This is a genomic window from Mesorhizobium sp. WSM1343, assembly GCF_055901535.1.
The window spans coordinates 2,890,765-2,916,907 of sequence record NZ_CM148370.1 but is presented as its reverse complement, the minus strand read 5'-3'; the positions used below and the strand labels follow the sequence as shown (position 1 = coordinate 2,916,907).

Here is a 26,143-nt window from a genome sequence, read left to right as displayed (position 1 = left end):
TCCACATCAGCCGTGCCCTTCGATCGGCATGTCGCGAAACAGTGGTCAACCGCCAGCTTGATGTCTGCTGGACCGGAGCCGCCTCGGCCTCAACGCGCGGCTGGTCGGCTGGATCGGCGGTCTCGAGGACAGGGAACAATGCCGCTGGCAGGCCGTTCTGTTCCTTGCCGGAGGATGCCATGAACGACGCGTCGGCACAGCCCGCTGGCCCCGTCCTTTCATCGGCGGAGCGCGTCAACACGCTGTCGCATTTTCACCGCGCCGAGATCGCTCGCATGGCGGGATGGCGCGACCGGCTGGACAGGACAACCAACTGGGCAATCACGGTGGTGGCGGCGCTGCTTTCGGTATCGCTGTCGACGGCCAGTGCGCATCACGGCGTTCTGCTGTTCGCCATGTTGCTGATCCTGCTGCTGCTATGGATCGAGGCCCGCCGATATCGGTTCTTCGATTTCTATAGGGCGCGCGTACGCCAGTTCGAGCGCCACTATTTCGCGCAGATCTTTTCCCCACAGCCCGACTTTGCCTCGGACTGGCTGCTCATCGTCGGGGAAGGCCTACGCGCGCCGAAGTTCCTGCTGTCGCAGCGCGTCGCGCTAGCCCGTCGGCTGCGGCGAAATTACATCTACCTGTTCCTGATCCTCTTGCTGGCATGGGTGCTCAAGATATCCACGCCCAGCCTTCAAACCGTGGGCGTCAGGACCGGCTTTGCCGGTTCGCTTCGCGAAGCCGTAGACAGCGCCGCCCTTGGCCCCGTTCCCGGTGTGGCGATCGTGGTTGTCGTGGCCGCATTCTATGTCGGGTTGCTTGCCATCGTCTTTTTCACGGCCGATAACGACGGCGAACTGTCCTTTGGCGACGTGCATGTTTGACGTTGATGCCCGGCAACACGCCGCTGCAACGCAAACGGCGGCCCGCGCGCTGAGATGGTCGGTCCGCCGAGACGTTTGAGGGAACGGAACTTCGCGCCTAGATGCCGAAGAACTGCTTGCCAACCATGTAACCCAGTGCCGCCACGACCAGCGGAAACAGCGCCGGCGCGGCTTTGCCCAGAAGGGAGACCTGCGGGTCCTTCGCCGGCGTATGACGTGCATTGCCGAGATTCTTGGTCATTGCTTGCCTCAGGTTCGAAAGACTCATTAGCAAATGCTGATTAACAGCATGGCCGCATTAACGGCTTGATAGGAAATCAACTCTGATCAGATGCAAATTCTAATGATCGGCACATGGACGGCAAAGACGCGCTGCCCTATTTGGCGGCGTTCGAAGCATTGACGGGGACGCGCGGCCGTTCGCGGCAATCGACAAAAACACGCCCGAACAACAAGATGGCTCAGGAGCTCGATTTAGCAGGTGAGCGCCAGCTCCGAAGCCGGTGCAGTTCATCCGCCGCCTCGCCCGAGCTTCGTGTTGATAGCTCGGGGTCGAACGCATGTCCGCGGCGTAGGCAGGCCGCCTCCCGTCAAAAAATTCGCAAACCAATGTCGGACTGGCTAGGCTTCGTCCGTCCTTGGGGTATCGAACAGGCATTCATGAAAGGATCCAGCAATGCCCGGCACCGTACGTTTGCACCGCGTTCTGACGACCAGCCCTGAAAAGGTCTATCGCGCCTTCGTTGAAGCGGACGCGCTGGCCAAGTGGCTTCCGCCAAACGGCTTCACCTGCACGGTCCATAATTTCGAGGCAAAGGTCGGAGGCACGTTCAAGATGTCGTTCCGCAATTTCACCACCGGCGACAGCCACGCCTTCGGCGGCGAATACCTTGAACTCGTTCCGGGCGAGCGCCTGCTCTACACCGACAGGTTCGACGATCCGAACCTGCCCGGCGAGATACGGGTGACCGTGGTCTTGAAAAAAGTGTCGGTCGGCACTGAAATCGACATCACCCAGGCCGGCATTCCGGACGTCATTCCGGTCGAGGCCTGCTATCTCGGCTGGCAGGAATCGCTCAGAAATCTGGCAAAGCTCGTCGAGCCCGAGATCAATCAATAGGCTGCGGATGGCCGGGAGAACGGCCGTTTCTGGCCTGCCGAAGCCTGAAACTTGGACTGTGGCGGGAACTGCCCTTTGTCGCTAGCAATTCATCATTGCGGCACCCCTGTGCCTGGACGTGTCGATGAAGAATGCAGCGGAGGTTGAAAAAGCATGACTCTGACCAACCGAGACATCGTCGAGTTGACGGCGTGGCGGCGCCAGCTGCACCAGTATCCGGAAATCTCGAATGAAGAGGAGAAGACGGCAAAGGAGGTCGTCGCCTTCCTCGCCGATACGGGGCCGGACAAGGTGCTGACACAGCTCGGCGGGCACGGCGTCGCGGTCACATATGACAGCGGCAAAGCAGGGCCGACGGTGCTGTTCCGTTCGGAACTCGATGCCTTGCCTATCGAAGAACTTTCAGGCGTGCCGCATGCGTCGCGCGTGCCGGGCAAGTCGCATATGTGCGGCCATGACGGACACACCGCCATCCTGGCATCCCTCGGCCGGCAGTTGGGGCGCGAGCGGCCTGCAAGCGGCCGCGTCGTGCTGATGTTCCAGCCGGCGGAGGAAACCGGCAATGGCGCAGCCGGCGTCGTTGCCGATCCCCGCTTCGGCGAGATCGCGCCGGATTTCGCTTTCTCGTTGCACAACCTGCCTGGCGTGCCGTTCGGCGAGGTGCGGCTCAAGCCCGGCGTGGTCAACTGTGCGTCACGCGGCATGCGCATCGTGCTGGAGGGCAAGACCGCCCATTCGTCCATGCCGGAGACCGGCACCTCGCCGATGCTGGCGATCAGTGAGCTGATGCCGGCGCTGCCGGCGCTCGGGCGCGGAACCTTCGCCGACGACGACTTCTCCATGCTGACCGTCACCCATGCCGCGATGGGCGAGGCCGTGTTCGGCATCGCGCCTGCTCATGCGCAGGTGTGGGCAACGCTGCGCACCCGGCGTGACGAGCGCATGGCGAACCTTTGCGCTGCTGCCGAAGCACTGGTCGCCAGGATCGCCGGCGAGCATCGCCTTACCGCCCGCTGGGACTATCACGAGATCTTCGTCGCCAGCGTCAACGCGCCGGACGCGGTGGAGCATCTGCGGCGCGCGCTCGATGAAGAGGGCGTATCGCACGGCGAAGAGGCCCTGCCGATGCGCGCCTCGGAAGATTTCGGCCTGTTCGGCCATAGTGCCAAGTCGGCGATGTTCTTCCTCGGTGCGGGCGAGCGGCACCCCGCCTTGCACAATCCCGACTATGACTTTCCCGACGACCTGATCCCGATCGGGTCGAGGATCTTCATGCGCACGGCACGCAATCTCCTGGGCTGACCTCCGCCAACTCCAACGCCGAAAGGAACATGCAATGCCAAAGATACCGAAGAACACGATTTGCCTTTGGTTCGACAAGGACGCCGAGGCTGCGGCGCGCTTCTACGCAGAGACCTTTCCCGACACCAGCGTGGGCGCCGTTCACCGTGCGCCGAGCGATTTTCCGTCCGGCAAGAAAGGCGACGTGTTGACGGTCGAATTTACCGTCGCCGGCATTCCCTGCATCGGATTGAACGGCGGCTCCACATTCAAGCAGAACGAGGCCTTCTCGTTCCAGATCGCCACCGACGATCAGCAGGAAACCGACCGCTACTGGAATGCCATCGTCGGCAATGGCGGCCAGGAGAGCGTGTGCGGCTGTGCAAGGACAAATGGGGCGTGTCCTGGCAAATCACGCCGCGCACGCTGACCGAGGCCATGGCGGCCGGCGGCGAGGAAGCCAAACGCGCCTTTGATGCGATGATGGAGATGACGAAGATCGACGTCGCGGCGATCGACGCAGCCCGGCGCGGCTGACCTCGATCGCGGCTGAGTTGCTATCTGACCTTGATGACGACCTTGCCCTTGGCGCGTCCTGTTTCGACATAGGCCAGCGCCTCATTGGTCGCCTCGAAGGGAAATATCCGGTCGACGACCGGGCGGATCGCGCCGGATTCGATGAGCGATGCGATCTTGCTCAGCTGCTCGCCCTGCGCCCACATGAAAAGGAACGAGAACGTCACGCCACGGCGCTTGGCTTTCGCTCGAATACCGCGGCTCAGCAGGCGAAGCACCAGCCTCAGCACCACGTTCAGTCCCTTTTCCCTGGCAAATTCCGGATCCGGTGGGCCGGAGATGGAGATGAGCTTGCCACCCGGTTTCAGCACATTCAGTGATTTTTCAAGTGTCTTGGCGTCTTGGCTGTTCAAGACGACGTCGTAGCCCGAAAGGACTTTCTCGAAATCGTCTTTCCTGTAGTCGACGACGATATCGGCGCCGAGCCCCTTGACCAGACCGGCACTCGCCGCGCTGGCGGTGGTCGCAATGGTCGCGCCGAGATGCTTTGCCAGTTGGATGGCGAATGTCCCCACGCCGCCGGAACCGGCTTGAATGAAGACCTTCTGTCCCTTCTTCAGCTTGGCCCTTTCGACGAGCGCCTGCCAGGCGGTCAGGCCGACCAGCGGGATCGAGGCCGCCTCCTCCATGCTGAGGTTCCCGGGTTTCAGGGCCACGTCGGCTTCATCCATGGCTATGAACTCGGCGAACGTCCCGATCCGGCCATCGCGCGGCCGCGCATAGACGTCGTCGCCGAGTTTGAATTTGCGGACTTTCGATCCCACGCGCACAACCCTCCCGGCCACGTCGTGACCCAGGATGAAGGGCCGGCGATAGGGCAGGATCAGCTTGAACTCTCCGGTTTTGACCTTGGAATCGAGCAGGTTCACCGCCGCTGCGTGGACCTCGACCAGGACATCGCTGTCCCCGAGTTTCGGCTCCGGCATTTCGGCTAGCCGCAGAGTGCCGTTCTTGCTGTACTTGTCGACGACGAATGCCTTCATGGCAGTGACTTTCTGAGAGTGATTTTGGTGTGTCGCATGTGCGTGAAATCCTCTGCTCGCTGCGTTCAAACGGGCAGGCGGAATTGTTTCCGCAGGCTCTTGTCGAATATCCCAGCGGGAGCAAAGCGACGCAGCAGGCTGACCTGGCGCGCAGCCTTGCCGGCGGTGTAGCGCCGTTGCGGACGGGCATCGGTCGCTGCCTTGACGACCACTTGCGCCACCACTTCCGGCCGGTCGGCGACAGGCATCACGTCGCGAAGCAGCGCTTCCAGCGTAGCTCGGGCTTGATCGTATTCCTGCAACGGCGAATCCGGCTGGATCCCGTTCTGGTCGAAGACAGTACGAACGAATGCCGGCTCGATGACCGAAACGCGGATATTGAAGGCGCGAACCTCGTGGTCGAGCGATTCCGAATAGCCCTCAAGCGCGTGCTTGACCGCCGAATAATGCGCTGAATACGGCGCCGGCACCAGTCCCAGCACAGAGCCGATATTGATGATGTGCCCCTCGCCACGCTGCCGCATCGACGGCAGCACCGCATTGGTCATGCGGATGACGCCGAACAGATTGACGTCGAACAGAGCCTGCACCTGGGCAATCGAGAATTCCTCGGCGCCTCCAAGCTGGCCGACCCCGGCATTATTGACCAAGAGGTCGATCCGGCCGGTCTGCGAGAGCACCGTCGAAACGAGTGCGGCAACGGCCTCACTGTCGGTCACGTCGCAGATCAGCATGGTCACCCCGTCCGGATCGTTGCCGGCCTTGCGCCGGCTGGTTCCGAAGACGGTGAACCCGGCCCGCGCAAGGGCTTCGGCACTGGCGCGGCCGATGCCCGAAGAGGCTCCGGTCACAACAGCGGTTTTTCCGGCATTCGTTTTCATTTCGTGCTCCAAACTCATGGGGGCTAGCTTTTTTGCATCTGTTAAATTACAGTCGTAATATCAGATTATGATCATAATGCAATAGCAGAAAGGAATAGCAGCCATGCGCTACGAAAAGGGCAGGAAGGACGCCTCGCGCGGCCGGATCCTGGAGGTCGCCGCGGAACGCTTTCGGAAAAACGGCATAGCGGCGTCCGGACTGGCAACCATCATGGGCGACGCCGGGCTGACGAACGGGGCTTTCTATCCCCACTTTCAATCAAAGGCGGCGCTTGTCCGTGAAACGGTCGCTGCAGCTCTCGAGGATCAGTCCGACGAGATACGGCAAGCATTGGCCTCCGGCGGCTTGGCAATGGCCATAGACACATATCTGTCGGCGGCGCATCGGGATAACCCCGGGAAGGGCTGCGCCTCTGCCGCCTTGCTGGCGGAAATCGCCCGTGAGCCACCCGAAACGCGTCAGCTTTATACCGAGCGTTTGCTGACCCAGGTGCACCAGGTGTCGGTAGAGCTGCCGCCGCAAACTCCTGATCCGGAGGGCGTTGCGTTCGCTATCTTTGCGACCCTCATTGGCACGCTTCAGCTGGCCCGTGCCGTGGAGGGAACGGAATTGTCGGATCGTATCCTTGCGGCAGGGAAAGCTGCGGCGCGCGCGCTGATCGAGCAGAGTTAAGGGCGTACCACGCGTGGGCACGTCAAAGTTATTCTCATGCGGTGTGACGCCCAGCCCCGCATCGGCCCCTTGGCAGGAACAGCACCGCCCGTATGATGGTCAGATGCGCGCCCGCTCTTCAGTGCCCGGTGCCGCGACCGAAGGACCTGGCGTCCTTGGCCAGCACCAGCTCGGCATCGTCGGTAACATAGCTGACATAGCGATAGTCGCGGATGAAGCTGATCTGACCTTCCCGCCACTCCAGCCACATGAAATGATGCGGTTTCTGGTCGGCATGGCTTTCGAACACAGCGATCACCTCGCGGCCGTCGAGCCAGGCCGGCGTCAGCCACACGCGGTCGCTTTTGGCGTAGATCGTGAAGAACATGCCGACATCCGCCGCACCCGAGCGCGTCGCATGCAGGGACTGATGAAGCCTGACGTCGTCGGCAAGCAGGGCGCGCAAGCCGTCCCAATCGCGCTGGTTGAACAGGGTCGCATAACGGACCACGGCGGCCGACGCGATACGCGCATCGGGAGCCGAGCTGGCCTGCGCACTGACTTCCCTAAGCCGGGCGCGGCCGCGCGCCAAGTGCCCTTTCACCGCATCGACCGTGATGCCGAGCAAAGCAGCGATCTCGGCCAGCGGCTCGTCGAGCACATCTCTGAGGATGACGACGCTGCGCTGGAGCAGCGGAAGCTCCGCGAAGCGCGACACTGCGGTCTGTATAGCTTGCCTGCGCATCAGCATCTCCACCGGGTCGGCTTTGGTGTCGTCGGCAATTTCAAGCGCCGCCTCGATAGGCTCCGCCGCGCGGATCGCGCGGCTGCGCAGCAGGTCCAGCGCACGGTTGTGGGCGACGCGGAACAGCCAGGGCCTGAGCTGCGGCACCTCGCCCAGCTCATTCAGCGCAACGAAGGCTCGCGCAAACGTGTCCTGCACGACATCCTCCCCGTCGATGACCGAGCCCATCAGGCGCGCGCAATAGCGGTGCAGCTCTGGCCGCATCGCGGCGGCAAGGGCAAGCAGCCCTTCCCGTCGGTCGCGGTCCACGGCAGGATCTCGTTCGCTCAAGCCGCAGCCCCCTCCATCACGGTTACGCCCGCGTCGCCATTGAGGCCGAAGACGATGCCCTCCGCATATTGCGGGTCTTCCAGCACGGAAACCACCCTGTCGCCGAAGGTCCGGGGCGGCATCGGCGCACCGAAGCGGGTGACGAATTGTTCGGGCGTGATGCCCATGGATCCGGAATAGGCGCCGGCCGCCGCATCGCCTGTTCCGGTGCCGAGGATCATCTGCCGCGGCACGATCGCCTGAAAGCGGATGCCGAGCTTCTTCTCCAGCGAAACGCCATTGGCGTACTTCGCCATGAACCACAGCATGCGCTTGGCGCCGCCATAGCCCCCCGACAACTGCGACCCGGTGACGGCGGCACCGCTCGATCCCACCAGAACACGGCTGCCCGGCTTGAGCGGCAGGTTGAGCGCCGCCTGCAGCCAGTATAGCCCGGCCTTGACGTCGGTTTCCCAGGCGATTGAAAAATCTTCCCAGCTCAGTTGGTCCAACCGGCCCATCCGGGGCGTGGCACCAGCATTCAGGACCACGACGTCAGGACGAACCTCGCTAAGAATGCGATAGGCCGCGCCCTCCTCCGCAACGTCGGCGCGGATAGTGGCGACCCCAAGCCGCGCACCGACCGCATCCAGCGCCTCGACGCCACGGGCAACGACGGTCACGCTGGCGCCCTGTTCGACCAGCGCCTCGACCAATCCGAGGCCAAGCCCACGGCTGCCACCGGTGACCACGATTTCTTTATTCCTGAGGCTCATCGACCCTGCTCCTTAGCTTCACTGTAGCTAAGACGTTTGAGGGTCGGAAAAAGAGCCAAGGTTTGGCGAGGCGCGCTGTCGCGGCGACGATCCGCGACATGCCGGCAATGTTGGCGATAGGGCGGAAGAAGCATGATGCCGCGCCGCGTGGGCAGTGGAGCGATTAGGGGCTGCATTGCATTAAATGTGAAGCCCAATTGCGCTCATGTCACCCCCAGCCAAACAGCCGCGCCAGCCGCTTCTTGAGCGGTCGCAGGGACAGGCGCCGACGCCGGGAGAATCCCGCAATCCTCTGCCGCACCGCATGCATGGCATCGGCGTGGATGGCATCGACGCTCATGGTACCGTTGCCGAGTAAAAGGTCGGGGCCCGAGACCGGGCGCATGATGCCACGCAGAGCCCGCTCGTGCATCTCGGCGTAGCGGCTGTAATCCACCCCCGCGTCCCAGCCAGGCGGCCGCGTCAGAACGGACGGGTTATTATTGATTTCGAAGGTCTGGACCTGGCCGTCGACGATGCCGTAATCGATGCGCCCATAGTCGATGCCGGCCAGGGCGAAGACACGCCCGATCTGCTCGGCATGCGGATTGTCGTCCACGTAAGCGCGGCTTTCGGCCCTATCGGCTTCGGTGAAGCGGGTGCTCGGAAACTTGATGTACCAGTTCTCATTGATGAAGCAGTGCTGCGGATAGACGGTTGGGCCGACCTTGTAAGCCGAGTATTTGCGGAACCGCCCATCGGCCGAGGGAGCCGCGCCGTATTCGACGATCATCAGGTCCGGGTCTTGACGGACATGGCCCGGCAGACGGGCAATCGCTGCTTCCAGCGCATCCGCGGCGTCGATCAGCCCGGTCAGCGGCGGCTCATGCTGGCTTTCCCAGCGCACGAAAACTGGAAAGCGGCGTACGGACTTGCGCTCACCCAGCCGATGCACATCGAAATGGTTGAGGCCCGCGGCCTTCAGGCGTTTCAGCAAGTCAAAGCGACTTGGCACGATTGCTGGATCGTTGAGCAGCAACAGGCCTGGATTGAGCGAGGCGATGCGCTCATGAAGTGAGACCGCCGCCTGCAATTGCGCCGGCGCCAGCCGTTCAAAATCCGTAAAGACGAAGGTGCCCGGAGAGAGGGGCCCGAGCCTCGCGGCCAGCTCGTAGGGAATGATCCGAACAAGATCACCAAGCCCATGCTGGTAATAGCCAAGCAGTACGCCCATCGTGTAAGCGTGTTGGCGTGTGCAGAAATAGTAGATCGGCCCCTGATTGTTGGTCATGGCCGGGCGTCGATATCCTGGCATGCATGACACACGACTGTCTTAGCCGACAAGATTGGACTTCCCCCAACGCAATGCATACCGAATTCCCCTCCAATGCTCTGTTCAAATCCGGCCGGCATCCCTGGCAAGTGATTCGCGCCGGTGCTTTCGAAGGTGCCACGGACACCTATGCTATCCACGATGAAATGCGACGGCACGCTCCGGTCTGGCAGGCGCCGTGGGGCGATGTCTATCTCACCGGCTACGATCTCGTTTCGAGCAGCCTCGCAAATCGCAAGCTTTCGCACGTGCCGCCGGCCGATGTAATGGCGGATTCGGATTCCGCGATCCGCGACTGGCTGATCTATCAGGAGGGCAGCGCTCACGCCGCCCTGCGCCAGGCCCTGCAGCAGCCCTTTGTCGGCAAGGGCATGCCGGCTTTGCGTCTCATTGTAGCTGAAACGATCGAAGACCTCATGGGCGATTCCGGCTTGTCCGGGACGACCGAAGTCGTGGCCGCCTTCACGCGCGCCGTGCCCGAACGTGTCATCTGCCGCCTGCTTGGCGTACCGGACCAGGACATGCCGATGGTCCGGGCATGGTCGGGTTCGATCCGCGCCCTTCTCGACACTGGTTTCGATGATGCGTTCGGCGGCGCCAACTCCGCCGACGAGATGTCCTGCTACTTCGTCGAGCATCTGCGCCATCTGCTTGCCGCTGGGCGAATGCCGCCGCTGCTGACCGGGCTGGCCGGCCTCGTCGATGCGTTGGGGCTGACGGCTGCCGGTCGCAACATCGCCTTCCTGGCCTTCGCCGGCCACGAGACCACGGTGCACCTCATCGGCAACATGCTGTTCCATCTTGCTCACCAGCCCGCCCAGTGGGCGGCCCTGCGGGCCGACCGCCGGCTTGCTGCCAGTGCCGTTGCCGAAACTCTGCGGCTGGAAAGCCCGGTGCAGAAGATCTGCCGCTGGCCGCTCGAGCCTGTAATCATCGGCGGCCAGGAAATCGAAAAGAACCGGCTGATGGTGCTGCTTGTCGGCGCTGCCAACCGCGACCCGGCCCAGTTTGCCGACGCATCGCGTTTCGACCTCGGCCGGGCCGGCAGGCAGAACCTGGCCTTCGGCCGGGGCGCGCATGTCTGCATCGGCAGGGCGCTGGCCGAAATGGAAGGTGTCGCGGTGCTGGAAGCCGCACTCACCCACTGGAGAGCCATCGAGCCTGTTGCTGCACGTTGGATGGACAATTCCTCGATCCGCGGCCTGGATGCGCTGGCGTTGCGGCTGACAGCCTGACCGGATGGTCGCTTGTCCGGTTTTCATGCCTTTGCGCGACCCATTTCCGCGACACGGGATGCCGCATCATCCTAAGCGTCCTCCTTGTCCGCCCCGAGCGCCGCGAGAAGCGCTGCGTCCGATCGAGTGAGCAGAACCGGCGCCTTCATTCCGGCAATGCTCGTGCCGCCCTTCATGCGGTGGCGCTTCAGCCTGCCATAGAGGTCGTCCACGCCGGTCGTCCGCAGCGGCCCCAACTGGCCGATGCGGCGGGCATACTCATATTGCGGGTTGGCCTTGAGCGCATGGTCGAGGCCACCGCCAAGCACCTCAACGGCCGGCCCCGGACCGGTCTCGACGAAAAGCCGGTAGTGCGGGTGCGGCGTCGCGACCGCCACCAGCAGCGAATAGGTACGATGATCGAGACCGGCCTCGGCCAGCGACCGCACGACAAAGGCTTCCGTGAGCTTTTCGCCACAGAGATCGGACACCATGCCGATACGCCCGCTGAAACGCAGGCGCGGCGTGTCGCCGGTGAACCCGGTGACTTCGACCATGTCTTGCGTATCGTAGCGATAGAGGCCGGAGCCGGTGGTCACGATAAGCCGGTAGGTCAGGCCTGCCTCCAACTGCCACGCGAAATAGCTGGCACCGCTGTCATCGACAAATTCAAAAAACCCGCTTTGCGATGCCAGGATGCACCCGGACCCGTCGCCATAGGGAAATGAAACGGCAGCTTCGGTAGACATCAGCCCTTTGGACTGGATGAAGACATGCCGAAATTGCGCCTGCAATGCGGCGGCAAAGCCACTGCTGGAAGCGTCTGTCCAGCAGCTGATCGTGTCGAGGCGAGGCCAGATCGCCGACAGCTGCGAACTTCCAAGCGCGCCCTCCAGCGCAGCAATGCGGCGGCGCACCACGTCCGCCGGCCGCACGGCGCCCAGCCTGTCCGCGAGCTCCGGCAACAGGCTCTCGGCATCGCGCTGCATCGCGCGCAGGATTTCGGTGAGATAGGTCGGGCTCCAGACCCAGATCAGGCTCAGATCCTCGGCCGCCAGCAGGTGCAGGCAGGTCTGCCTTTGCCACTCGGCGAAATCGCTGAGCAGCCTCAAATCCATCGGCACCGCCGAAACTTGGATCAGGCTGTCGCGCAAGGCGCCGAAATAAGCAAAAGGAACGGGACTGCCCAACCTGCGCGCACCGACGCGCTCGCTTGCGCCGCGGCCTACCGGGCTTAGCGCGAAATAGCTGTGCCCTTGCGCAACGCCCGGCCGGCGCCGTATCAGTTCCGACATCCAGGGATAGAGACAATCGGTGTAGGCCTGCAGGCCCGTGTCGGTATAAGGGATGTATTTCGCGCCACCGGAACTGCCGCCGGTTTGCTCGATAAACCGGACCGGCTCGGCAGTCAGCACATTTTCCTCTCCGGCGACGACACGATTGATGTATGGCGACAAGGCCTCGTAGCCGCGGATCGGCACGAGATCGCGAAAGGACTCGGCCGAAGCGACGTTGGCGAAGTTGTGGTCACCACCAAACACAGTCGCAGGATTGGCTTCTAGGAGCCGCCGCAAGAGGGAGCGCTGCGTGGCCTCAAGTTGATCGAGCCGCGCCCGAAAACCGGCATCCCCGGCAGCGGTCGCGCCGGCAATCCGTGCCCAGGCTTCAGCGCCCATCTTGCAGCCCTTCGGCGAAACTCGCGGCGGCGTAGCGCTTCAGATTGCCGAGTTCGAATTCCGCGAGGCAGGCAAGTTCGACACCTCGGAAGTAGAAGGGATTGGCCTGGAGAAAGAAGGCGGCAAAACGGTTGCGGAATGCTGTTTCCTCGACATCTGCCCACTGTTCCCGCAAGTGGCCTTGCGACAGGCCGAAGTCTATCAGTCCGGTCGACGGCTCGAATTGACGCCCGTATCGGGCAGTTGCGATGGCATCGCGGATCGTCTGCAGGCGGGCCGAAACCGGACCATCGACGGCTGGAACGAAGTCGCAGAAAAAATTGGGGAGAATGCGGAACGTCCTATGCCCTCCGATGATGGAGAACCAGAACAACCGGCCCGCCACCCCGGCCTTGGCGGCGCCGGCCGCGCGAAAGAAACCGCGCAGCAACACGGGGTCGCCCCAACGCGCGGAATGGAGAACAGTATCGCCGGAGAAGAGATAGTGAACAGTCTCCCCGCCGACGGTCTGTGGTCTGACAAGGTAAGTCGAAAAGCCGATTATCTCCCGGTCGCACCGGATGATCACGACAGCATCCTTTTCAGCGAGATCACGTTCGAAGACATTGCGATCGACTGCCTCGTAGTAGGTCTCATACAAGGCAAACATCCGGTCGCGCTCGGCAGGCGTCAATTCCCGCACCGGCGTCGTTGTCGAGCCAATGGAACCGATTTCATCCGCAGTAGTTCGCACGCAATCTTGCCGCCCATGTCAGACCCCAACAATCGAATATCAGTCATGGGCTCAGTAGTTCAACCCGCACCAACCCGAATCTTTACGAGCATTTGTCTCGGCATTCGGGGTGATGGTCCACCCGACCCTGTCGGTCAAAGCGGCCGCATTGGCCGCCGTGGCATAGTGCATTGGACGGCGGCCGGCGATCACACTGCCGGTCGCCCGCGAAATTGTTCGACCGCTACTCTCGGCTTTGGTCAGCTATCTTCATCGGAAGTCCAAAGCTGCCTGTCCGAGGCTGCCGGCGATGAAAGCGCTGCCGGTCCATGCTGCGGCATCCCAGCCGGATATGTTCAGAAGTCGAGAGCGACCATCATGCCGCGGACTTCGGCCATTTCCAGCAGCAGGTCTTGGAGTCTTTCGTCGAGTGCGGCACCGGTCAGCGCCAGAAGCTCGGTGACGCTCTCTCTCATCGATATGACGGCGGCGCCTGTCTTCTCGGCGAGCAGCCGTCCGATGGCAGCTCGGATCAGGTCGTCCTGATCAGACATTGCTTCACCTCCCAACGCACTGCAACCTCCCCTTGCTTTCCATGCCTCACCGCCGCTTTCGACAACAGGGCGTGATTTCCCATACCGTATGATTTTTGATGCGACATCGGGCAGCTTTGCTCATGCCAGCAGATCGTCTCGATGAGCCCGCCAGTCGTTCAACACCGACAATGAGGGCAGGAGCGAAAAATGGCCGGGCTGGACCGTTTCAACCGCTGCAAGCAGTGCCAGAGGCACTTCGTGCCGATAAAGCCCAATGCACACGCCCCCTTTGGCCGTTGCCGGCAATTCCGTGACGGTGTCGAAAATCGAAAACGTACCCGTTGGCTCTTCCACGATTTCGAAACGCCCCACCCCAAACCTCCCTCTGCACAAAAGTAGCGACCAACGCGGACATCCCCCTAGTGGTTCCCTAGGCCGGCAGTTTTTTTCGCGCCTTGGTTGTAGCGCATGCCGGCAGGACAGTCATGCCCGCAGGGCGCGCAGTCAAAAATCGCTACGCACATTTTAAATCTTGACGCGTGTAAATTTTTTATAAAACATGCGCAACCGTCGGCATGGGCGTGTACGACGTGTCGCCCAGCCTGGTGGCGCTGTGCACCTCGCAACACCCGACGGCAAGAACCTTCGAGACGGCCGAGGCGCTAATAGCGTCACCCGACATCGACGCGGTGTTCGTGCTGTCATCCGACGACACCCACAGCCGCTTCGTGCACGCGGCGATTGCCACCAACAAGCACATCCTGCTGGAAAAGCCCGCCTGTCTGACGGTGCGCGAGATCGACGATCTGCTGGCGCTGATGCCGGACTACGACAAGACCCTGTTCGTCGGCTATATGCGCCGCTACGCGCCGGCATATCTGGCCGCCAGGGACGAGCTGCCGGCCTTCGCCGACATCACCCATGTCCGCATCTTCGACCTGATCTCGGAGGGCCGGCATTTCCTCAAGAAGAGCCAGAACGTCCTCTATCCCAAGGACATAGACCCGGCCCTGCTGGCGCGTGGCGCCAAGGAGCGCGACGCGCTGATCCGCGAAGTCGTCGGTGCCGACGCGCCGGCCGACCTGGTGCGCGCCTATCGCGGGCTGACGGCGCTTTCCTCGCACCACATTTCGGCGATGCGCGGGCTGATCGGCGAGCCGGCGCGCGTGCTGGCCGCGCACCGCACCAATGGCGGCGCCAACACATCGGTCACCTTCGACTATGGCCATTTCGCTTGTCTCTACGACGCGGTGGTCGACGATCTCGGCCTGTTCGACGCAATGATCGAGGTGCGCTCCAACACCAGGCGCGTGCGCATCATCTACGACACGCCCTACATCCGCAGCCTGCCGACGCGGCTGGAGGTCACCGATGCCGGCCCGCTCGGCCCGGTGACGAAAGCCTTCGGCCCTCTCTACGGCGATGCTTTCTCGAATGAACTCGAGATTTTCCACCGCCACATCGCCGAAGGAACAAAGCCGCTGACCGACCTCGCCGATTCCCGCCGCGACCTGGCGCTGATGGCCGAAATCATCGAGCGTATGAAGGAGAGCGGCCAGCGTTGAGGCGCTCCCTACTGCCCTACTGCCGCCCTACTGCCCTACTGCCCTACTGCCCTACTGCCCTACTGCCTTATTTCCCGCAGTGATGATCGTTGATCTTGTTCAATGCATTCGCGTCGGGTCCAACGCGATGGTAGGAGCACGCGCCAGCCGCCGTCGTCACCAACTGCTGATCGTAGTAGTGCGGGCCGCCGAACAGGATATCGATGAGATCGCCTTCGGCGGGAACGTAGCGTTCGGAGTGGACCCGGCGGTCGTGATGCCGGTCGCCAGCCAAGGCCGGGGCGCAAAGACTCGCGCCCGTAGCAACCGCGAGAGCTAGGATCGCAACGCATTTCGTGGTCATCGGCACACCCTTCTGGCCATTCCGGAATCGCACCATACATCCAAAACCGCCAGCCGGACAAAAGTTCCGAGAAGACCGCGATAGGCTCTTGCCGAAGCCTGCGGCCTCGCTCATCCATGGTGCGTGGAAATGTGGGATCCGTGATGACCGACGCCAGCCTTCACCTCGTCGAAGCGACGATCGACCAACTGCGCCGCGCGCTCGATGACGGCACCGTCACCAGCGTCGAACTGGTCGGGGCGTATCTCAGGCGCATCGCGCATTTCGACCGGCACGGCATCAGCCTCAATGCCGTCCCAGTGCTCAACCCTGACATGTTTGAGCAGGCGGCGGCCTCCGACCAGCGGCGCCGCAACGGCGCCGTGCTCGGACCGCTCGACGGCATCCCCTACACCGCCAAGGACAGCTACAAGGTTGCAGGCCTGACGGTGGCCGCCGGCTCGCCGGCCTTCGAGCATCTCATTGCCAATGAGGATGCCTTCACCATAGCCCGGCTGCGCGCCGGCGGTGCGGTGCTGATCGGGCTGACCAACATGCCGCCAATGGCCAATGGCGGCATGCAGCGCGGCGTCTATGGCCGCGCCGAAAGTCCGTACAATGGCGATTATCTCACCGCCGCCTTCGCATCGGGTTCGTCCAATGGCTCCGGCACGGCGACAGCGGCCAGCTTCTGCGCCTTCGGGCTTGGCGAGGAAACCTGGTCGTCCGGCCGCGCGCCGGCCACCAACAATGCGCTGGTCGCCTACACGCCGTCGCGCGGCGTCATTTCTGTGCGCGGCAACTGGCCCCTGGTGCCGACCATGGATGTCGTCGTGCCGCATACGCGCAGCGTGCTCGACATGCTCGAACTGCTCGATGTGATCGTTTCCGACGATCCCGAGGCGCGAGGCGATTTCTGGCGCGCGCAGCCTTGGGTCAAGCTGCCGAAAAGCTCCGATGTGCGGCCGCCCCGTTATACCGATCTCGCACTGGCGGGGTCGTTGAAAGGCAAGCGGCTCGGCGTGCCCAGAATGTATATCGGCCGCGACAGCGAGGCCGATGCGCCGATCGAAACCCGCGCCTCGGTGCTTGCCCTGTGGCAACAGGCAGCGGCCGATCTCAAGCGGCTTGGCGCCGAGGTGATCGAGGTCGATTTCCCCGTCGTCTCCAACTACGAGCGCGACCGCCCCGGGGCGCGCACCATGGTCGAGCGCGGGCTGGTGCCGCAGGACTTCGCCGAGCGCGAACTCTGGGATCTCAGCATCTGGGGCTGGGACGACTTTTTGCGCGCCAATGCCGACCCGGCCGTGCCCGATCTCGTCTCCGTCGACGGCCCAAAGATCTTCCCGCAGCCGCCCGGCACGCTGCCCGACCGCTATGAGGGCGGCTTCGATCTGAGAGAATATGTGGAACGGGCCCGGTCCGGCGTCACGCCGTTCGCAGACATTCCAACGCTGGAAGACGGACTGAAGGGCCTCGAAGCAACAAGGCGGATCGATTTCGAGGTCTGGCTGGACGGCCAAGACATCGACGCCGTGGTGCTGCCCGCCGCCGCCGATGTCGGACCGGCCGATGCAGACATCGACGAGGCATCCGCCGCCCTTGCCTGGCGCAATGGCACCTGGGTCGCCAACGGCAATCTGGTCTGGCGCCATTTCGGCATCCCGACCGTCACCGTGCCGATGGGAACCATGGCCGATATCGGCATGCCGGTCGGCCTGACCTTCGCCGGTAAGGCCTATGACGACGAAAGGCTGCTGCGCATGGCCGGCGACTACGAACAGTCGACCCGGCGCCGCACCCTGCCCCCACGCACGCCGGAACTGACTGAAGATGTATTTTCCCGCCGGCCCACGCAAACCGGTAACGGCAAGGCACCTCCGCTCGTCATTGCGCTTGCCGCCGAGACGCGCACGACCGGCGATCAGGACGAGATCACCATCACCCTCGACCTGCCGATCGACGCCGAGGCGGAACACGCCAGCGTCAAGGTGCATGTCAACGGCGAGCCTGTCGCCATCCAGCGAAGCGGAGCGCGCTGCTGTGGACAGGCATTGGTTCCGGCCGCAGAGCACCAGCGGTTCCACAGCGTCTGGCGTGGCTCGTATGGCTCGATCGTGACGGCTATTGTGCGGCTGGAGGATGGGCGCAGCGCCGGCGCCTATCTGGTTACGGGCGGGATTGGATGAACGCCAGCAGCTAGGAAGGCAGCGAAGTCAGCCATTCTTCCCAAAATTCCTGCTGCATATGGACGAAAACCGGAACCACGTCGACGCCATCATCAAATATGTCGACCAGATCGCTCTCTTGCGGAAATTGCCCCGTCTTCACCTTGCAGGCTATCAATCCGCGACTTTTCTCCATCACGGTATTTTCCGGATAAACATTGGCGCTTGCTCCGTAACAGAAGGGTAGCAGGCCATCGACTTCGAGTGCCTGACGGATTTGGAACAGAGCCTCGAAAAAGTCTTCCTCTTCTGCCTCGATCACCTTGTCCCGATAACTGCATTTCAGATTGCAGGCAGCGCCGTTCACGTGCAGCGTGAACACGGCTTGCTCGTCGTCACCAACGGAACCTGCTCCGATCAGAAAAACAGTACGCTGATGGTCCATCTCATCCCCCTCGCCATGTGACGGGATGGTAGTACGACAACGGCCGCTTTCCAGCATGGCAGGGATTGGGACGCGGCCGCACTCCCTGCCGTCGTCATCCGCTGGCCGAGCGTCCCGCCGCAAAGGCAAGGTCCCGCCGAATGACATCCCGCTTGTCTTGCGACAGACCGGCAAGCAGCTTTTCATCGAGGCAGCCTGCTCGGATGAGATGAGTGAAGACATAAAGGAGCTGCGAATAGCGGTAGTCGAACGTCCGATCGATATCCCGCCGCTGTTCACGCAAATAGGCTTCCAGCTCCCACATCTGGGAGGGAACCGTCACCGCACTGGCCTTGCTCTTGAATTCGGCCATCGTCTTTGCGAGGGCCGCCTCAAGAGCCTTATCGAAGGCGTGGCGGGCGAGCTTCTTTTCGGAAGCGGACCAACTGGAATCGTTCATTGGATATCTCCGTAGATTTCCTGTGAATTCCATCAGATTTTCACGAACTTCGCCTGCTTCTACCCCCGCGCCGCCCAAAGCAAACCCCGCTCCACCATCAGCGCCATTTCCGGCACCGCGAACTCATCCGCCGTGTGACCAAGGGAACTGTAGAAAACCTTCCCCGCCCCATAGCGCCGTTTCCAGACGACCGGCATGACAACGCCGCCTATCCCCGGAAAATGCGCGTCGGTGAAGGTGGTGGTCGCCAGCACCTCATTGCTTGGGTCGACATGCATGTAATATTGCTCCGACCGGTAGGCGAAATCGCTGATGCCTTTTGTGATCGGATCGTCCGGCCGGGTGATCGCGACAGTGTAGTCGATGATGTTGCCGGGATGCGCCACCCATTGGCCGCCGGTCATGAACTGATAGTCGGGCTCATTGCGGAAACTGTCGCCCATCGTCCCGTGGAAACCGCCGAGCCCGCTTCCCCCGCGAACCGCAAGCGTCAGGTTCTGCAACTCGGCCTTTTCGATCGTCGACATCGTGATGACGGGCACGATGAGATCGAAGGAAGCAAGCTCCGGACCAGCGAACATCGCCGTGCCTTCGCCGAGCGTGACGTCGAAGCCGTTTCGCTCAAGCAAGGTGCGAACGAGCTTCGCGCTCTGCTCCGGCGTATGGCCCTCCCAGCCGCCCCAGGCGATCAAGGCCTTCTTTGGCATTGTGTACCTCCCTGGAAAACTCGGCCCTGATCGATCCGGCGTCAGCGCCAGCCCAGCGCTGGAGCGACATGGGTCAGGATCGCCTCGATGACATGCGCATTGTAGTCGACGCCGAGCTGGTTCGGAACGGTGAGCAGCAGCGTATCGGCTTCGGCGATCGCCTCGTCCTGCGCCAATTCCTTGATCAGCACATCCGGCTCGGCCGCGTAGCTGCGCCCGAAAATCGCCTTGGTGTTCTCCTCGATGAAGCCGATCTGGTCGCGGCTCTCATTGCCGCGGCCGAAATAGGCGCGGTCGCGATCGTCGACCAGCGCGAAGATGCTGCGGCTGACCGAGACGCGCGGCTCGCGCTTGTGGCCGGCTGCCTTCCAGGCCTCGCGATAGATGCGGATCTGCTCGGCCTGCTGGATGTGGAACGGCTTGCCGCTCTCGTCGAATTTGAGCGTCGAGCTCTGCAGGTTCATGCCGAGCCTGGCTGCCCATTCCGACGTGGCGTTGGTGGCCGCACCCCACCAGATCCGCTCGCGCAGACCCTCCGAATGCGGCTCGAGGCGCAAGAGGCCGGGCGGATTGGGGAACATCGGCCGCGGATTGGGTTGGGCGAACCCCTCGCCCCGCAGCGTCTCGAGGAAGACCTCGGCATGATGCCGCGCCATGTCGGCGTCGCTTTTGCCTTCCGGCGGCGCGTAGCCGAAATGGCGCCAGCCATCGATCACCTGCTCGGGCGAGCCACGGCTGATGCCGAGTTGCAGGCGCCCGCCGGCGATGATGTCGGCGGCACCGGCATCCTCGGCCATGTAGAGCGGGTTCTCGTAGCGCATGTCGATGACCGCGGTGCCGATCTCGATGCGGCTGGTCTTGGCGCCGACTGCCGCCAGCAGCGGGAACGGCGAAGCGAGCTGGCGGGCGAAATGATGCACGCGGAAATAGGCGCCATCCGCGCCCAGTTGCTCGGCGGCGACGGCGAGGTCGATGGATTGCAAAAGCGCGTCCGAAGCCGAGCGCACTTGCGATTGCGACGAGGGCGTCCAGTGCCCGAACGACAGGAAACCGATTTTCTTCATAGTCATGCGATATAAGGATGCGCGTCAGGCTTCAATGCAAAAGAGATTTTTTGGCGCCCGGATCAAGGCTCATGCATCGCTATTCTCGAAGGCGCCAATGCCTTGTGCGATCAGGTTGGTCGCCATCACCAGCGAGACGATTGCCCCGGAATTGAAGACGACGACCCACCATTTTCCGCCGGTCAGGAAGCCATAGCCGTCGGCGACGGCCAGTCCCCAGTCGGCCGATGGCGGCTGAATGCCGAGGCCGAGAAAGCTCAGCGTCGCGATCGAGAAGAACGCGTAGCCCAGCCTTGTGACGAGCTCGATGAGGATCGTTTCCCTGATGTTGGGCAGGATCTCCAGGAACATGATGGCGAGCGCGCCCTCGCCGCCGAGGCGCGCGGCGCTGACATAGTCGCGCTGCTTCTGCTCACGCACGGCGGCGCGAACGGTGCGCGCCACCAGCGGCGCGTAGGCGATGCCGATCACCAGGATGACGGTCAGGTTCGACGGGCCGATCGCCACCAGCGTCATGGTGACGAGAACGATGAACGGAAACGCCATCAGCGTATCGAGCAGCCGCGCGCCGATGGCATCAGTGAGGCCCTCGAAATAGCCGAGCACCAGGCCGATGATGCTGCCGGCGGCAACCCCGGCCAGCGTCGCCAGCGGCGCAACCAGCAGGATGTCGCGCGAACCGACGATGATGCGGGACAGCACATCGCGGCCGAGCTGATCGGTCCCGAACCAGTGCAGCGCATCGGGCGGCGTCAGCGTCGCCAGGAAATCCTCGGCATAGGGATCGTAGGGAACGAAGAGGTTGCCTGCTATGGCGCAAGCGACCCAGAACAAAAGCAGCAGCAATCCGACCACGACCGACGGCGGCAATCCGGCGAAAGCACTGCGAATCCGGCGCATTGTCGAAAAGCCCGCCACGGCGCGCTGCGGTGCGGGAAACTCGGCCAGATCCGTCATGGCGAGGTCCGGCGGCGTTGCCGCGGATCGAGCAGCGCCAGCAAGAGGTCGCCGGCCGCCGCCGACAGCACGAAGATGGCCGCCATCACCAATACGCCTGCCTCCAGCATCGGGAAATCACGGGCCTTGGCCGCGTTCAGGACCAGATTGCCAAGTCCCTGGATGCCGAACAACGCCTCGATCACCACCAGCCCACCCAGCATGTATCCGGTCTGCGTCGCCAGCACCGCGACGGTCGGCGTCAGCGCATTGCGCAGCACGTGCCGAAAGATGATCTCGCGCCGCTCGAGCCCTTTCAGGACGGCGGTGCGCGTGTAATCGGCGGCGATCGCCTCGATCACGCCTGCTCGCGTCATCCGGGCGATATAGCCGGAAAGGTTCAGCACCAGCGGCAGCGCCGGCAGGATCAGATAATAGCCATGCGTCCAGAAGCCCGCGCCATCGGGCGCAACGCCGGAGATCGGGAACCAGTTCAGCCACAGGCCGAAAACGATGAGCAGCATCAGGCCGGAAACGAAATCAGGCACAATGCCGAAGGAGACGCCCGCCATCACGATCAGCCGGTCGATGAGGCGGCCGGCATTGAGACCGGCGATGACGCCGGCACCAACGCCGAGCGGAACGAGGAAGAGCAAAATAATCCCGGCAATCGCCGCGGAGCGCTTGAGGCTTTCCAGCACGAAGGGCGCCACCGGCCCGCGCATCGACAGCGAGGTGCCGAAGTCACCGGTGACCGCTTTGCTGAACCAGAGCCAATACTGGACGAGAACCGGTTGGTCGGCGCCTAGCCGCTTGTTCAGTTCCGCCACCGCTTGCGCGTCGGCAAAAGGCCCGAGCATGACACGGCCCACATCGCCGGGCAGGACCTGCCCGGCGAAGAACACCAGAATGCTGACCAGCCACAGGGTGAGGACAAGTGTGCCCACACGCGTTGACAGAATGCGACCGGTCAGCATGTCGCGATCATGCCTGGACGAAGGAAACGCGGTCGAGCAGGAGATGCGAAATCGCGGTGAAGCGCACGCCCTCGACCTTGGAGCTGACGATGCGGCTGTATTGCGAGAAGTAGCTGATGATCGCCGGCGTCTCGTCGAGCAGCAAGGTCTGAATCTTGCGGGCAACAAGGCGCTGTGCCTGCAGGTCGCGCGCCTTCGAGTAGTCAAGCAGCAGCGCGTCATAGGCCGGGTTGTTGAAATGTGCCGCGTTCCAAGCTCCCGAACTCTTTAGCGTGGCGTTGAGGAAGATGTCGGGCGTGCCGCGGTGGCCATAGTCGGTGATGCCGAGCACCGAATCCAGCCATGGCGAACTGCCAAACGTCGCCGAGCCGTAATAGGCGTCCTGCGGCAGGACATTGAGCTTGACGTCGATGCCGGCCTTCTTGGCGAAGTTCTGGATGATGACCGCATAGTCGGGAATGTCATAGGCGCGTTCGGTGGTCAGCGTCACCTCGAAGCCGTTGGGCACGCCCGCCTCGCCAAGCAGCCGCTTGGCCTCGGCAGTGTCCTGCTTGCGCTGCGGCACCGATGGATCGGCCGAGGGGAAGATCGGCGCGAACGGCGTGTCGTTGCCGACGATGGCGCGGCCCTTGAGCAGGCCCTTGACCACAGCCTCTCGGTCGATCGTGAGCGCCAGCGCGCGGCGGATGCGCTTGTCGGTAAACGGCGCCTGGTCGGTCCTGAGATGCACCTGGTCGTGCGAGCTCGCCTGCACGCTCAGCAGCTTGAAGTTGGGATTGCCCTCGATCGCCAGCTCCAGCCGCGTCGTGCTTGGGATCACGTCGAGCTGGCCGGCCTGCAAAGCTAGCACCTGTGCCTGCTCGTCGTCGAAGAACTTGATCTCGATCCGGTCGGGCAGCGCCTTGTCGCCCCAGTAATTCTCATTGCGCACGAAGCTGGCGCCTTGCTTGGGGCGGAAGGATTCGAGCTTGAACGGACCGGTGCCGTTGAAAGTCTTCTCGAAATCACCGGCATAGTCGGCAGGCAGGATGACGGCATTGTAGACGTCGGAGGAGACATAGAACGGGAAGTTGCTGTTCGGACCGTCGAGATCGAAGGCGACGGTTTCGTCGTCGACCAGCTTGGCGCCGCCCTTGGACAGGATGCCCTTGTAGGCGGACAACGCCGACGAGCCGCTGGCCGGATCGACCAGCCGCTCGAAGCTCGCCACAACGTCTTTGGCGGTGACCGCGCGGCCATCGTGGAATTTTACCCCTTGCCGCAATTTGAAGGTCCAGCGGCTGGCCGTCTCGTTGGCCTCCCAGGACAGAGCCAGCTTCGGCTGCAGACCATCCTTCGGATCGTCGAGGATCAGATACTCGCCGACCTGGCTGATCACCCCGATGCTGGCCGGATCGGTGACCGAAACCGGATCGATCGCCTTGGTCGGCTGGCCGAGCCCGACGCGAACCGTGCCGCCGCCGGCAGCCGCGGCGCGTGCGCCTCCCAACCCCTGCGAGGCGGCAAAGCCGGTCAGGCCGAGCAGTGCGGCATATCTGAGGAGATCGCGGCGCTTGAGAAAGCCGCCCTGATGTTCGTCGACGGCGACATTCCAGATGTCCCCCGACAGATTGCGAACTGCGTCGATATCTCTGCGTCTGGTCATTTTGAAACCCTGCTTTGAAATGAAGATTGAAAATCTATGCGACGGGCTCGCCGTCGAGATGGATGCGGTCGACGGCCTGCGGATAGAAGGCGATGAGGCCCTTGATCTTCGGCATTTCCTCAATGGGATCCCGGTAGCTCCAGGCGATATCAGGGCGCACCGAACCGTCGCTCAGCAGGCCGGACCAGTAAGAGGCGATGCCCTTGTAGGGACATCGCGTCGTGGTGACGGACGCCGTCAGCCGCTCCAGCCGGATGTCTTCCGCGGGCAGATAAAAACGCGTCGGCAGATGCGTCTCGAACAGCAGCACCGGGCGGTGGCTGTCGGCGATCGGCTCGCCGTCGAACCAGATCTGCAAATGGCTCGAGCTTTGCAGAACATCGATGCGTGCATAGGGATCGCGGGCGTGGACGAAGACTTCCTCTTCCTCCTCGAACCACTGGTCGACGGCCTTCCAGGTGAATGCAATGCGGCCGGCCAGCGGCGCCAGGTTTTCATCCGGCGGCGACACGAACGACCACGCCGCGTTGGCGCTGCGCCTGTCGCCGCTGTCGATATCCCAATAGGCGGTCTCGCCACCGACCGGATGCGGCTCGCGATGCAGCGAAGGTTTCAGCACCGATGGGTCGACCGCTGACGGCGGGAAGAAATAGATCGGCAGGAAATGATTGGAGCGCAGCACCAGCACGTTGCGGCTGTCGGCGATGGTGCGGCCGCCGAATTTGACGCGCACACGCTTGGGGCTGTGCAGGACATTGACGAGCTGCGGCGCGGTCGCTTCGCGCGGCTGCAATCTTGGTGCGACGGTCATGATCGTTCTTCTGGTCAGGACACGGCACGCGCATTGTCGCGCTGCTCGGCGAAGCGGTTGGCGGGCCGCGCCAGGCCGAAACGGTCGCGCAACGTTCCCGGCCCGTATTCGGTCGGGAAGACGCCGCGCCGCTGCAGCTCCGGCACCACCTGTTCGGCAAAATTCACCCAGTCTTCTGGCAGCAGCGGGAACATCAGGTTGAAGCCGTCAGCGGCACCCGAAACGAACCAGTCCTGCAACTGGTCCGCGATCTGTACCGGCGTGCCGGCAACCGTCGGCACCGAACCGCTGTTGGCGAGCTTGCGCGCGATCTCGCGCAGGCTGAGATTCTGCTTCGCCCACTGCTTGACCCGGTTGAGCGATGTGCGCCCGCCATTGAACGTGCTTTCGTCCGGCAGCGGCGGCAGCGGCCCGTCCGGCGGGAACAGCGACAGGTCCAACCCGCTCCAGCTCGACAGAAGGTCGATGCCGACCTGATCCGGCAGCAAGGTCTGCAGGTATTCCTGCTTTTCCCGGCCTTCCGCTTCGGAGGCGGCGACGATCGGCAGGATGCCGGGCAGGATCTTGAAGCTCTCCGGCCGCCTGCCGTGGCGGGCCAGCCGCTCGTTGATGTCCTGACGGTATTTGATGCCATCCTCCTTGGTGCTGTAGATGGCGAAGTGCGCATCGGCCTGGGCGGTGGCGAAGTTCTTGCCATCTTCGGACGAGCCGGCCTGGACGATTAGCGGATGGCCTTGCGGCGGCCGCGAGACGTTGAGCGGCCCACGCACCTTGAAGTGCTTGCCCTTGTGATCGATGGGATGGACCTTGTCGGGGTCGGCGAAATGGCCTGACGCCTTGTCGATCAGCAGCGCCTCGTCTTCCCAGCTGTCCCACAGCGCCTTGACGATATCGAGGAATTCGGCCGCGCGTTCATAGCGGAAAGCATGTTCGATATTGCCGTCGCGGCCGAAATTGCGCGCCTCCTCATCCATGGCCGAGGTGACGACGTTCCACGACGCCCTGCCCTTGCTGATATGGTCGAGCGAGGCGAACATGCGCGCCACATTGTACGGCTCGCTGTAGGAACTCGACGCCGTGGTGATCAGGCCGATATGCTTGGTCACGCTAGCCAGCGCCGATAGCAGCGTCAGCGGTTCGAGGCGGGCATTGGCGTAATGGGCGACGCCGCTCTTGACTGAATCCCAGATCGACACGTGGTCGGCGACGAAGATGGTGTCGATCCTGGCGCGTTCGGCCGCCTGCACGAGATCGCGGTAGAATTCGAAATCCAGCACCTCCCGCCCCGGCGCCCTCGGGTGGCGCCACGACATCCGATGATCGCCCTGCGGGTTGAAGAAGAATGCGCTGAGGATCATGTGGTCTCGAGCCATGCCGGGCCTCCTTCCAGATCTGCTCCGGAGACCGTCGCGCTGCCTC

General features: G+C 63.0%; 27 protein-coding genes and 1 pseudogene. 8 read left to right on the top strand and 20 right to left on the bottom strand.

Features of this window, described 5'->3' with window-relative positions:
- Positions 1-179 precede the first annotated feature (179 nt).
- Complete coding sequence (locus tag AC0NIL_RS14005) at positions 180-872, top strand: DUF2270 domain-containing protein (protein ID WP_013530519.1); 693 nt, start codon at positions 180-182, stop codon at positions 870-872.
- Between the two features lie 97 nt (positions 873-969).
- Here AC0NIL_RS14005 and AC0NIL_RS14000 read toward each other — a convergent pair whose 3' ends face one another.
- The gene (locus AC0NIL_RS14000) at positions 970-1,113 is read right to left on the bottom strand and encodes a hypothetical protein (protein WP_013530518.1); all 144 of its coding nucleotides are present in this window, start codon (positions 1,111-1,113) and stop codon (positions 970-972) included.
- Positions 1,114-1,548: 435 nt separating this feature from the next.
- Between AC0NIL_RS14000 and AC0NIL_RS13995 the strand changes: the two genes are divergently transcribed.
- From AC0NIL_RS13995 to AC0NIL_RS13985, 3 genes and pseudogenes are all read left to right on the top strand, one after another.
- Positions 1,549-1,992, top strand: coding sequence for an SRPBCC family protein (locus tag AC0NIL_RS13995; protein ID WP_013530517.1), 444 nt, complete (start codon positions 1,549-1,551; stop codon positions 1,990-1,992).
- Positions 1,993-2,145: 153 nt separating this feature from the next.
- Entirely contained in the window at positions 2,146-3,294 is a 1,149-nt protein-coding gene (locus AC0NIL_RS13990) for an amidohydrolase (RefSeq protein ID WP_013530516.1), read from the top strand.
- Positions 3,295-3,337: 43 nt separating this feature from the next.
- Positions 3,338-3,810 (top strand): annotated as a pseudogene (locus AC0NIL_RS13985) (VOC family protein).
- Between the two features lie 20 nt (positions 3,811-3,830).
- On the opposite strand, the gene AC0NIL_RS13980 reads toward AC0NIL_RS13985, so the two are convergent.
- Entirely contained in the window at positions 3,831-4,832 is a 1,002-nt protein-coding gene (locus AC0NIL_RS13980; protein ID WP_024503923.1) for an NADP-dependent oxidoreductase, read from the bottom strand.
- Between the two features lie 65 nt (positions 4,833-4,897).
- On the bottom strand, positions 4,898-5,713 hold the full coding sequence (locus AC0NIL_RS13975; RefSeq protein WP_127368836.1) for an oxidoreductase: 816 nt from the start codon (positions 5,711-5,713) through the stop codon (positions 4,898-4,900).
- Positions 5,714-5,816: 103 nt separating this feature from the next.
- On the opposite strand from AC0NIL_RS13975, the gene AC0NIL_RS13970 reads away from it, so the two are divergent.
- Positions 5,817-6,386 carry a TetR/AcrR family transcriptional regulator gene (locus tag AC0NIL_RS13970; protein ID WP_013530512.1) on the top strand — a complete coding sequence of 190 codons (570 nt, stop codon included), beginning with the start codon at positions 5,817-5,819 and terminating at the stop codon, positions 6,384-6,386.
- Between the two features lie 118 nt (positions 6,387-6,504).
- On the opposite strand, the gene AC0NIL_RS13965 is transcribed toward AC0NIL_RS13970, so the two are convergent.
- From AC0NIL_RS13965 to AC0NIL_RS13955, 3 genes are all read right to left on the bottom strand, one after another.
- Positions 6,505-7,440, bottom strand: a complete 936-nt coding sequence (locus tag AC0NIL_RS13965; protein WP_013530511.1) for a sigma-70 family RNA polymerase sigma factor — start codon at positions 7,438-7,440, stop codon at positions 6,505-6,507.
- Complete coding sequence (locus tag AC0NIL_RS13960) at positions 7,437-8,195, bottom strand: SDR family NAD(P)-dependent oxidoreductase (protein WP_063168676.1); 759 nt, start codon at positions 8,193-8,195, stop codon at positions 7,437-7,439. Before AC0NIL_RS13960 ends, AC0NIL_RS13965 begins: the two co-directional genes overlap by 4 nt.
- Positions 8,196-8,403: 208 nt before the next feature.
- Positions 8,404-9,465 carry a hypothetical protein gene (locus AC0NIL_RS13955; protein WP_275952543.1) on the bottom strand — a complete coding sequence of 354 codons (1,062 nt, stop codon included), beginning with the start codon at positions 9,463-9,465 and terminating at the stop codon, positions 8,404-8,406.
- 74 nt (positions 9,466-9,539) lie between these two features.
- On the opposite strand from AC0NIL_RS13955, the gene AC0NIL_RS13950 reads away from it, so the two are divergent.
- Positions 9,540-10,742, top strand: a complete 1,203-nt coding sequence (locus AC0NIL_RS13950) for a cytochrome P450 (RefSeq protein ID WP_275952542.1) — start codon at positions 9,540-9,542, stop codon at positions 10,740-10,742.
- Positions 10,743-10,813: 71 nt separating this feature from the next.
- Here AC0NIL_RS13950 and AC0NIL_RS13945 read toward each other — a convergent pair whose 3' ends face one another.
- From AC0NIL_RS13945 to AC0NIL_RS13930, 4 genes are all read right to left on the bottom strand, one after another.
- Positions 10,814-12,397 (bottom strand): GH3 family acyl-acid amido synthetase, encoded by a 1,584-nt coding sequence (locus AC0NIL_RS13945; RefSeq protein WP_275952541.1) that lies wholly within the window; start codon positions 12,395-12,397, stop codon positions 10,814-10,816.
- The gene (locus AC0NIL_RS13940; protein WP_156949269.1) at positions 12,387-13,070 is read right to left on the bottom strand and encodes a hypothetical protein; all 684 of its coding nucleotides are present in this window, start codon (positions 13,068-13,070) and stop codon (positions 12,387-12,389) included. Before AC0NIL_RS13940 ends, AC0NIL_RS13945 begins: the two co-directional genes overlap by 11 nt.
- A gap of 395 nt (positions 13,071-13,465) precedes the next feature.
- On the bottom strand, positions 13,466-13,663 hold the full coding sequence (locus AC0NIL_RS13935; protein ID WP_013530509.1) for a hypothetical protein: 198 nt from the start codon (positions 13,661-13,663) through the stop codon (positions 13,466-13,468).
- 120 nt (positions 13,664-13,783) lie between these two features.
- Positions 13,784-14,017 carry a hypothetical protein gene (locus AC0NIL_RS13930; RefSeq protein WP_013530508.1) on the bottom strand — a complete coding sequence of 78 codons (234 nt, stop codon included), beginning with the start codon at positions 14,015-14,017 and terminating at the stop codon, positions 13,784-13,786.
- 203 nt (positions 14,018-14,220) lie between these two features.
- Here AC0NIL_RS13930 and AC0NIL_RS13925 point away from each other — a divergent pair, with 203 nt between their 5' ends.
- Positions 14,221-15,210 (top strand): Gfo/Idh/MocA family protein, encoded by a 990-nt coding sequence (locus AC0NIL_RS13925; RefSeq protein ID WP_275952540.1) that lies wholly within the window; start codon positions 14,221-14,223, stop codon positions 15,208-15,210.
- 67 nt (positions 15,211-15,277) lie between these two features.
- Here the strand turns inward: AC0NIL_RS13925 and AC0NIL_RS13920 are convergent, their stop codons facing one another.
- Positions 15,278-15,553 carry a hypothetical protein gene (locus AC0NIL_RS13920; RefSeq protein WP_013530503.1) on the bottom strand — a complete coding sequence of 92 codons (276 nt, stop codon included), beginning with the start codon at positions 15,551-15,553 and terminating at the stop codon, positions 15,278-15,280.
- A 143-nt stretch (positions 15,554-15,696) separates the two neighbouring features.
- Between AC0NIL_RS13920 and AC0NIL_RS13915 the strand changes: the two genes are divergently transcribed.
- On the top strand, positions 15,697-17,721 hold the full coding sequence (locus AC0NIL_RS13915) for an amidase (protein WP_275952539.1): 2,025 nt from the start codon (positions 15,697-15,699) through the stop codon (positions 17,719-17,721).
- A gap of 10 nt (positions 17,722-17,731) precedes the next feature.
- On the opposite strand, the gene AC0NIL_RS13910 is transcribed toward AC0NIL_RS13915, so the two are convergent.
- The 9 genes from AC0NIL_RS13910 to AC0NIL_RS13870 all read right to left on the bottom strand — a co-directional run bounded on the left by AC0NIL_RS13910 (position 17,732) and on the right by AC0NIL_RS13870 (position 26,097).
- A complete protein-coding gene (locus AC0NIL_RS13910) occupies positions 17,732-18,145 on the bottom strand; it encodes a hypothetical protein (protein ID WP_063168681.1) in 414 nt (137 codons plus the stop codon).
- Positions 18,146-18,239: 94 nt separating this feature from the next.
- Complete coding sequence (locus AC0NIL_RS13905) at positions 18,240-18,617, bottom strand: hypothetical protein (protein ID WP_224674977.1); 378 nt, start codon at positions 18,615-18,617, stop codon at positions 18,240-18,242.
- A gap of 26 nt (positions 18,618-18,643) precedes the next feature.
- Positions 18,644-19,291 carry a ThuA domain-containing protein gene (locus tag AC0NIL_RS13900; protein ID WP_013530499.1) on the bottom strand — a complete coding sequence of 216 codons (648 nt, stop codon included), beginning with the start codon at positions 19,289-19,291 and terminating at the stop codon, positions 18,644-18,646.
- Between the two features lie 41 nt (positions 19,292-19,332).
- Positions 19,333-20,355 carry an LLM class flavin-dependent oxidoreductase gene (locus tag AC0NIL_RS13895; RefSeq protein ID WP_224675031.1) on the bottom strand — a complete coding sequence of 341 codons (1,023 nt, stop codon included), beginning with the start codon at positions 20,353-20,355 and terminating at the stop codon, positions 19,333-19,335.
- A gap of 69 nt (positions 20,356-20,424) precedes the next feature.
- A complete protein-coding gene (locus AC0NIL_RS13890; protein ID WP_473572220.1) occupies positions 20,425-21,312 on the bottom strand; it encodes an ABC transporter permease in 888 nt (295 codons plus the stop codon).
- Positions 21,309-22,268: an ABC transporter permease gene (locus AC0NIL_RS13885; protein ID WP_473572222.1), complete on the bottom strand. Its 960-nt coding sequence runs from the start codon at positions 22,266-22,268 to the stop codon at positions 21,309-21,311. The genes AC0NIL_RS13890 and AC0NIL_RS13885 overlap by 4 nt, the downstream gene beginning before the upstream one ends.
- A 7-nt stretch (positions 22,269-22,275) precedes the next feature.
- Entirely contained in the window at positions 22,276-23,913 is a 1,638-nt protein-coding gene (locus AC0NIL_RS13880; protein ID WP_275952536.1) for an ABC transporter substrate-binding protein, read from the bottom strand.
- Between the two features lie 34 nt (positions 23,914-23,947).
- Positions 23,948-24,724, bottom strand: coding sequence for a DUF427 domain-containing protein (locus tag AC0NIL_RS13875; protein ID WP_024503939.1), 777 nt, complete (start codon positions 24,722-24,724; stop codon positions 23,948-23,950).
- Positions 24,725-24,738: 14 nt separating this feature from the next.
- Positions 24,739-26,097: an LLM class flavin-dependent oxidoreductase gene (locus AC0NIL_RS13870; protein WP_024503940.1), complete on the bottom strand. Its 1,359-nt coding sequence runs from the start codon at positions 26,095-26,097 to the stop codon at positions 24,739-24,741.
- Positions 26,098-26,143 lie beyond the last annotated feature (46 nt).

Coding starts and splice junctions, on each gene's coding strand:
- AC0NIL_RS14005 (WP_013530519.1), top strand. CDS start 180: ATGAACGACGCGTCGGCACAGCCCGCTGGCCCCGTCCTTTCATCGGCG.
- AC0NIL_RS14000 (WP_013530518.1), bottom strand. CDS start 1,113: ATGACCAAGAATCTCGGCAATGCACGTCATACGCCGGCGAAGGACCCG.
- AC0NIL_RS13995 (WP_013530517.1), top strand. CDS start 1,549: ATGCCCGGCACCGTACGTTTGCACCGCGTTCTGACGACCAGCCCTGAA.
- AC0NIL_RS13990 (WP_013530516.1), top strand. CDS start 2,146: ATGACTCTGACCAACCGAGACATCGTCGAGTTGACGGCGTGGCGGCGC.
- AC0NIL_RS13980 (WP_024503923.1), bottom strand. CDS start 4,832: ATGAAGGCATTCGTCGTCGACAAGTACAGCAAGAACGGCACTCTGCGG.
- AC0NIL_RS13975 (WP_127368836.1), bottom strand. CDS start 5,713: ATGAAAACGAATGCCGGAAAAACCGCTGTTGTGACCGGAGCCTCTTCG.
- AC0NIL_RS13970 (WP_013530512.1), top strand. CDS start 5,817: ATGCGCTACGAAAAGGGCAGGAAGGACGCCTCGCGCGGCCGGATCCTG.
- AC0NIL_RS13960 (WP_063168676.1), bottom strand. CDS start 8,195: ATGAGCCTCAGGAATAAAGAAATCGTGGTCACCGGTGGCAGCCGTGGG.
- AC0NIL_RS13955 (WP_275952543.1), bottom strand. CDS start 9,465: ATGACCAACAATCAGGGGCCGATCTACTATTTCTGCACACGCCAACAC.
- AC0NIL_RS13950 (WP_275952542.1), top strand. CDS start 9,540: ATGCATACCGAATTCCCCTCCAATGCTCTGTTCAAATCCGGCCGGCAT.
- AC0NIL_RS13945 (WP_275952541.1), bottom strand. CDS start 12,397: ATGGGCGCTGAAGCCTGGGCACGGATTGCCGGCGCGACCGCTGCCGGG.
- AC0NIL_RS13935 (WP_013530509.1), bottom strand. CDS start 13,663: ATGTCTGATCAGGACGACCTGATCCGAGCTGCCATCGGACGGCTGCTC.
- AC0NIL_RS13925 (WP_275952540.1), top strand. CDS start 14,221: ATGGGCGTGTACGACGTGTCGCCCAGCCTGGTGGCGCTGTGCACCTCG.
- AC0NIL_RS13920 (WP_013530503.1), bottom strand. CDS start 15,553: ATGACCACGAAATGCGTTGCGATCCTAGCTCTCGCGGTTGCTACGGGC.
- AC0NIL_RS13915 (WP_275952539.1), top strand. CDS start 15,697: ATGACCGACGCCAGCCTTCACCTCGTCGAAGCGACGATCGACCAACTG.
- AC0NIL_RS13910 (WP_063168681.1), bottom strand. CDS start 18,145: ATGGACCATCAGCGTACTGTTTTTCTGATCGGAGCAGGTTCCGTTGGT.
- AC0NIL_RS13905 (WP_224674977.1), bottom strand. CDS start 18,617: ATGGAATTCACAGGAAATCTACGGAGATATCCAATGAACGATTCCAGT.
- AC0NIL_RS13900 (WP_013530499.1), bottom strand. CDS start 19,291: ATGCCAAAGAAGGCCTTGATCGCCTGGGGCGGCTGGGAGGGCCATACG.
- AC0NIL_RS13895 (WP_224675031.1), bottom strand. CDS start 20,355: ATGAAGAAAATCGGTTTCCTGTCGTTCGGGCACTGGACGCCCTCGTCG.
- AC0NIL_RS13890 (WP_473572220.1), bottom strand. CDS start 21,312: ATGACGGATCTGGCCGAGTTTCCCGCACCGCAGCGCGCCGTGGCGGGC.
- AC0NIL_RS13885 (WP_473572222.1), bottom strand. CDS start 22,268: ATGCTGACCGGTCGCATTCTGTCAACGCGTGTGGGCACACTTGTCCTC.
- AC0NIL_RS13880 (WP_275952536.1), bottom strand. CDS start 23,913: ATGACCAGACGCAGAGATATCGACGCAGTTCGCAATCTGTCGGGGGAC.
- AC0NIL_RS13875 (WP_024503939.1), bottom strand. CDS start 24,724: ATGACCGTCGCACCAAGATTGCAGCCGCGCGAAGCGACCGCGCCGCAG.
- AC0NIL_RS13870 (WP_024503940.1), bottom strand. CDS start 26,097: ATGGCTCGAGACCACATGATCCTCAGCGCATTCTTCTTCAACCCGCAG.